6 protein-coding genes and 1 pseudogene are annotated in these 6,602 nt (G+C 57.1%); 3 read left to right on the forward strand and 4 right to left on the reverse strand.

The genetic code is table 11. From position 1 onward, the window contains the following. Positions 1-162: 162 nt before the first annotated feature. The 3 genes and pseudogenes from C451_RS24250 to C451_RS02165 all read right to left on the reverse strand — a co-directional run bounded on the left by C451_RS24250 (position 163) and on the right by C451_RS02165 (position 3,271). Positions 163-699, reverse strand: a pseudogene (locus C451_RS24250) (DUF7342 family protein). 259 nt (positions 700-958) lie between these two features. Beyond that, positions 959-2,905 carry a transposase gene (locus C451_RS21575; protein WP_241431149.1) on the reverse strand — a complete coding sequence of 649 codons (1,947 nt, stop codon included), beginning with the start codon at positions 2,903-2,905 and terminating at the stop codon, positions 959-961. A 30-nt stretch (positions 2,906-2,935) separates the two neighbouring features. Continuing rightward, positions 2,936-3,271, reverse strand: coding sequence for a hypothetical protein (locus tag C451_RS02165; protein WP_007737153.1), 336 nt, complete (start codon positions 3,269-3,271; stop codon positions 2,936-2,938). Between the two features lie 279 nt (positions 3,272-3,550). Here C451_RS02165 and C451_RS02170 point away from each other — a divergent pair, with 279 nt between their 5' ends. From C451_RS02170 to C451_RS02180, 3 genes are all read left to right on the forward strand, one after another. Then, positions 3,551-4,465, forward strand: a complete 915-nt coding sequence (locus C451_RS02170; protein ID WP_007737154.1) for a sulfite exporter TauE/SafE family protein — start codon at positions 3,551-3,553, stop codon at positions 4,463-4,465. 98 nt (positions 4,466-4,563) lie between these two features. Continuing rightward, positions 4,564-4,980 (forward strand): hypothetical protein, encoded by a 417-nt coding sequence (locus C451_RS02175; protein WP_007737155.1) that lies wholly within the window; start codon positions 4,564-4,566, stop codon positions 4,978-4,980. 336 nt (positions 4,981-5,316) lie between these two features. Beyond that, complete coding sequence (locus C451_RS02180; RefSeq protein WP_007737156.1) at positions 5,317-5,514, forward strand: hypothetical protein; 198 nt, start codon at positions 5,317-5,319, stop codon at positions 5,512-5,514. 208 nt (positions 5,515-5,722) lie between these two features. On the opposite strand, the gene C451_RS02185 is transcribed toward C451_RS02180, so the two are convergent. After that, the gene (locus tag C451_RS02185; RefSeq protein ID WP_338035179.1) at positions 5,723-6,511 is read right to left on the reverse strand and encodes an IS630 family transposase; all 789 of its coding nucleotides are present in this window, start codon (positions 6,509-6,511) and stop codon (positions 5,723-5,725) included. Between the last annotated feature and the right edge of the window lie 91 nt (positions 6,512-6,602).

Below are 6,602 nucleotides of genomic sequence, written 5' to 3' on the forward strand. Positions count from 1 at the left end.
TATTGCAAATGAACGACGGCGTCGGGGTTTGATGATCGGGTACCGGCTATGCCTACTGTGTCAAAGGTTCCCGATGCGGTCACGAGCCACTGCGGTCGGTTGGCTCGGTTCGATATTCGCGGGCGACCAGTTGATGATGGCTTATCGCTTGGGAGGGATCATCTATGCCGGCAAAAGATGGCCGTCGTTCTCAGAGAGTTGTCGTGCAATTTCGTAAAGGCGAATATCGCGATTGACCGACTGCCAGTCGCTGATGGCGTTCATGCGCTCGTGAATAGCCTCGTGGTCGTCATGCTCGAACACTGAAACTGAGGAGAGATCGTCCGTCTCGAAGCGCTGTTCGAACTGTTCTCGGTGATCTTCGAGCTGCCCGACGCGATCGATAATCTCGTCGATCCTGAGTTCGTCGGCGAGACGGCTCGCATCTTGCCATTCGAGGGAGCCGTCATTGCACTCATAGCGAGCGGGGCGGCTCTGGCGGTCGGCTCAGCCGATGCCCATCTCCGCAAGGCGTTCGAGGCGCTTTTTCGCGGCGTTGGGCGAGCAGTCGGCGATCTCTGCGATGTCAGGATAGGACGTTGGTTTGGTGATGCCGAGGAGAGTGTTGTAGACACGCCCGAGCGTATCGGTGTTCTCGGACCAGCGCTGGCGCACTGTGTTGATATCGTCTTCGGATGGTGTTGGGTCAAAATCAGCCATAGAGGGGAGTACACGCTTCTTTGTAATGCATTTGGAACGCGCAGATATTCGACCAGAGATTCGGAGGATGACTGATTCTACAAGCGAAACCGGCGAAGAGTGACTGTTCTCGTGGCTGAGAGAAATGGGTACGCCGGATGCAACCCGCTGAACGATACAAGTCTACTGCTCAATCGTCGAGAGCCGCCGAGAATAGAGTCTACAGGCGCGTCCCGCAGCTATCGAGAACGAGATGAACGCGACAATGGAGTGACCCTCCTCAATCACCCGGAACGATGCAGAACGCGAGTATCTCGATGAACTCACCGGCTGGAATCGGCGGGTGCTCCCCAAGATGCACGTCTACGGCCTCACGGAACAGGAGATTCGTGAGCCGCCACACGTTGTACATTACGACGCCGATCACGAAATACAGGAACCGCACTCGGTAATCCATCGACCCCACCGCCGGCAGAAAGTGTTTCTTGATTGACTTATACTCGTTTTCGATTCGCCAGCGCTGCGTGTACTGGCCGACGAATCCTTGGACCTGTTCCACTGGCACATTGCGGTTGGTCGTGAACACCGCGTAGGCTCCCTCTTCCTCCGTCGATGGCACGTACATGATGCTCCCGGTATGAACCCGGCCGTCATGCCCGTGTGGCACGTTTCGCACGACACCCGCGCCGGTAACGGACTCTCGCTCCAGTTCCTCTATGTCCTCAATTTCAGCTTGGTACTTGCGCTTCGGGATGAGGTAGGTCGTATCGTGGCGGTCGATTGTGTCCCGAACGCTATGCGCGTCGAATCCGCGGTCACAGAACACTTTGTGGATATCGACGTGCTGCTCGGCCTGTTTCAGTAATCGCTCGACGATACGCGCTTGTGATGTGTTCCTTGCATCTTCTGTCTCCCAATCGGATTCCCGTCGTACTGGTTCGACACCCAGGACAATCGGCGTGTCTTCTCCGATGATGGTGATCGTCGCCATCTCGTATCCGCGCTCGTGACTCTCTTTCAGCCCGTGTACCATCTCCGGGTACTCCTCCCGCGGATATCGTTCCTCCCCGTTCACTACTACTGGCTCGTCGCTACGTGCCACATCTTCGTTGTTCTTGTAGGGAGAGGTGAAGACTGGCCACGGCGTGATGTCGATAGCGGCGATGACCGGCTCCCGGATACCACCGTTCTCTCTGACCCCTTCGAGGATTGTTGCGACTCCTCGATGGAATGGGTCGAGCACCTCGTCGCGGATACGCTGCCAATCCCTCGGTCGCCGACCGTCCTCGTAGTCGTCGAGCGTGGTCTGCTCGGGAGGAGCGGCGGTCTTTTTCATTGTGCGGAGGTGGGTGTCGCCGTGGGGTGTCTCTCTGCGGTCGCTGATGCGCTCGAACCGCTTGCTCGATCCTTCTGAGCGTGTCGTTGTACCCCGATCAGCTATGTTCAGGTAGCCTTGGCGCTCGAAGAACACCAAATCCCCGAACGTAGCATTGCTTGCTCGGTCACTGTCAAACTCGTCGAGACCACGGTCGCGTGCCGCTTCAACCGCGTTCATGATGAGCTCGTCAGTGATTTCAGTATCAGCAATCTCAGCAGGATTGAGGCGCGGTTCGTCGTCGGAGACGATATCATGGTCGGCGGCGATGTCTCGTATCTCTCGTGCGGTAGACTTGATCGTGCAACGATCCGCGAGTGAGAGCCGGTTGCGCCAGATGTAACTGACAGCCTGCTGTGTAGGCGGTCGAGACAAGCCGAAGCGGATGTAGACGTAGGCAGTGCCCGTCAACTGCCGGTGCAATTCGCTCTGGTCGAACCCGCGAGCATGCTGGTAGAGGAACATCAGAACGACCGATGCAAATTCGAAATCAGCCTTGCCGGGACGAGGATATCTGTCAGAGAACGTTGCCTCGGGAATATCGAGGTCGGCAATCACCCGTGTGATGTGGTCGTGGAAACCGCACAACTCTTCGGCCTGTGCAAGTAGGGGTGCAACTGGTGATGGTGTATCGGTATCGGACATGGGGAAGGCGAGTGAGGACGGGAATGTGTCGTCGAACGTGGAGGTGAGAGGGCGTGGCTCGTAGGCACTTGAAAGGTAGATGTCGCAAGAGAGGCCCGGAGTACAGGGAAGCGAGTGGAGAGAGTGACAGTGTATGGTGATCATAGCTAGCTCTGGATTGCGAACTAATCGTCTCTGGGAGTCGCCCAGAATTCGGTAGCTGATCATGACAGCCACGAGCAGGAGGTGGTATCTGTTCTACAATCGCCTCTCGACTGCTGGTTTCATTCGATAGTGGGTGACTGACTTACCAGCGCGTGGTATCGACCGCTTTTCGACCTCGCCGAGAGAGACCAACGTCTCCAGTGCCCTCTCAACCAGTGCCTTTGAGCGCCTTCTCGACATCTGCCAGAGGACAGCCCGCTTGAACGCTTTCAGTAACCCGTGTTCGTGGGGGCTACCCGATCCCACATCCCGAAAGAAATCGTCGATGCAGTAGGCGCGAGGCGACCCCTCGTTTAATATCTCGTATACTCCTGTGACGATATCATACTGCTCGCCCGCTTGCACCCACTCTCGTTTGGCGACCGGCATACCTGTGCTATTAGACCATGCGGTCTTATATCTTCTCGTAAGTTATGGAGTGGTCATACAGTGGCTAGAAAGAACCATCAAGACTTATTAGAGGGGGCTACTCATAGCTGAATGAGTTCACACATGAGTGGATCAGATTCACAGTCAGCGCAGGCGGACGGTGGCGGTGCCGTGAGCACTCCGTCCACATCGACAGGAACGACCTCGACCTCATCCAATGAGTCAACCGTAACGGGGACTGCCGCACGGGCGATCAATGAGTTGCCACTTGGCGACCGAATGCGTCTCGAACCGAGGACGCTGAAGCGCCTTGGACTACTGGGCGTTCTCTACGTCGTGACGATTGGAGCTATCGTGACGTTCCTCGACCTGCCGACACCCGACGCGGCGGTCTTCGGGTCGTTCGTGCCGTCAGTCGTCGTGCTTGCGTTTCTGTTCGAGACGATGGATTCGGCCGCGGGGATGGGCTTCGGGACGGCACTCTCGCCGGTGCTGCTCATCGTGCTCGGGTTCGACCCGCTCGCGGTCGTGCCCGTCCTCTTGGTGTCGGAGACGCTCACCGGATTGGTTTCGGGCTGGATGCACAACGAGTTCGAGAACGTTAGCATCTCGCTTGAACGCCCACTCGGCGAGGAGACGAAGGCTGTGGGTCTGATTACGGGCGTTGCGGTGCTCGGGACGATTGCCTCCGTGTTGCTCGCGTACTTCGCTATCCAGTTCGACAGTACCATTATCAACGCGTATGTCACAGTTTTGGTGTTCGTGATGGCGGTTGCGGTGCTGTTCCGCGAACACTTCAAGCCCGCAGAAGATGCGGAGTATCGCCCGAGGTCACTCGTCGGATTCGCGGCGATTGCGGGCTTTAATAAGGGTATCGGCGGTGGCGGGTTCGGTCCTGTCACGACCATGGGTCAACTGTACGCCGGCGTCTATGAGAAGGCGGCCTCGGCAATTTCGTCTATCTCGGAAGGACTTGCGTCGCTCGTGGGTGTCGTTACGTACTTCGCTATCGAGGCGGCAGGTGCCGACCTCAACTTCATGCTGCTCCCGTCGCTTCTCGCGGGGTCACTCCTCGCGGCGGTCGTCGCACCATACAGCGTGCGGGTGATCCCGAACAAAATCTACCGGTACGTCATTCCCGGATACGCGCTCGCCATTGCCGTGATTCTGGTCGTCACGAATTTCCTCATTTAGTCTGTCCGAATCGCCGCCAACCGCGACCGTCCTCGTCCGCTTCGAGGTGAGTTCGATTTGCGGCGGCTGAATCATTGCACGAACACCGACCAGCAACCATGAACACTGACCCGAATCGAGGAATTGACGAAACGAAAGCGTTCGTTTTCGACGTACTCGTCGGAATCGGTGGACTCCTCGGCGTGGGGTATGCCGGTTACGAGATGGGGATATTCACCGAGGTAGCTGATACTTTTCCACCCATCGCCATCTTCGGTGGGATGCTACTCGGGGCGTCCAGCGTGGCGATCATGGAGAGCGATCACTTTCGCACCCTCTTCGAGAGACCGATTGCCGGAGTGGTTTCGGCGACGGCCATGATGTGCGTCGTCGCCGGGATCGTCTGGGCAGTCTCACAGGCCGGGCCGTCACGAGCGATGTACACGGTACTCGGCGTCATCGCCGCCGCGCTCGTCACCCGTATCTGTGTGTTCGCCAGCCGCCGTACTCGCTCGGAGGGGCCACTCAGTGAATAGTCCTGAGTGAGAGTCAAGACCACTCACTGACCGACTGATCGACTTCGAATGCAAGTGGTCGGATTTCGAGGAAAGCGCCGACTGAATTCACTTCGCTCGTAGAAGGGAGCGGCCTCGGTAATTGGGGTGGTAACGCTCGTTATAATTTTGTGCCTTCGGCCGAGCGGATGGAATACATGACCGACAGTCGGTCAGGTATAAGTCTGCCGGAATCACAGGGTGTCTGAGCGAGAGACCGGACAGAGCTTTCTCCAGAGGACAGATAAGTGTCGTTCTGCGGGCGCTGGCAGAAACGTTAACTATATGGTTCACGTACGTTCCCGGTAGCATACCGCGATGGCCCGAAAGAAAAAACTCAGCCCAAGCGGGGCGAAAGACGAGAGCGGTGATTATCACAATGTTCACCTCAATCTTCACGAAGACGAGCTCGCGGTTGCCGGTATGAATATCGGTGAGGAAGTATTCGTCCGCGTGCGTGAGGATACAATTATCGTCCAAAAAGCCGACCAAGACCATCTCGAACACGATTTCTAACGAAAGCACAGTGAGAGCTCGACGAGTCATCTGACCCGTCAGTAGATCGGTCCGATGTGTCGCCGTTTCATGATTCAGCGATGCGTTTCCTTCTGCTGAGTGTAGCTTCAACCGTGATCTTGCTAGCTTTCTTCGAGCGGAACGGGATAGAGCCGGCGTAGCTTGATCCGGGCGTCATCGGTGGNGTGTAGCTTCAACCGTGATCTTGCTAGCTTTCTTCGAGCGGAACGGGATAGAGCCGGCGTAGCTTGATCCGGGCGTCATCGGTGGTGAACTGCCAGTCGATCAATCGGTCAGCGGCGTTGTGGCGAGCCTGCCACGCAGCGACCTCCGACCGGAGGGTCGCTGCGTGATAGATGCGGCGGTCGAGACATTTCCGTTTGAGGACTCCTATCTCNCGAGCCTGCCACGCAGCGACCTCCGACCGGAGGGTCGCTGCGTGATAGATGCGGCGGTCGAGACATTTCCGTTTGAGGACTCCTATCTCGATTTCAGCCATATTCAACCAACTCCCGTGCTTGGGAGTGTAGTGGAATTCGAACCGATCAAGGTACGCTTGAGCTTTGTCTGGTGGGAAGAACCGATAGAAGCCAGCAGGATTGTGCGTGTTGAGCTGATCAACCACCACCCGGATGCAGTCGGCATCCGGGTAGTGGACATCTGCGAGTTCAACCATCCGGTCAATCCACTCGCAAGTGCGTCGCCTGTCCGTGATCTCGACGTTCACCCACCCAGTCAACGGCTCGGTGGCGAGATGGATTCTCTTCTTCCCGTTGCGTTCGTAGTGCGTGTCGATACGTTCGACCGCTCCCGGTTTCGCCGGGAGCGGATCGCGTTTGTGCCCCCGAAGTGCTTTGCTTGATTCATCGAAGCAGATGACTGGCCGGTTCTCATCGTAGGGCTCCCGGTAGAGGTCGAGGACGTCCTCCATGTAGTAGACGAAGTCAGCGTCTTGTTCGGGCGGAATCGCCCAATAATCCGAGAGATGGGGTTTCAGCGGCGTTTTTTTAAACGCTGTCGGACGGTTTCGTGAGAGATCGACTCGAAGTCGATCTCGTCGAGGGTCACGAGTTCGTCGGCAAGGAGGT

The organism is Halococcus thailandensis JCM 13552 (assembly GCF_000336715.1).
Lineage (GTDB): Archaea > Halobacteriota > Halobacteria > Halobacteriales > Halococcaceae > Halococcus > Halococcus thailandensis.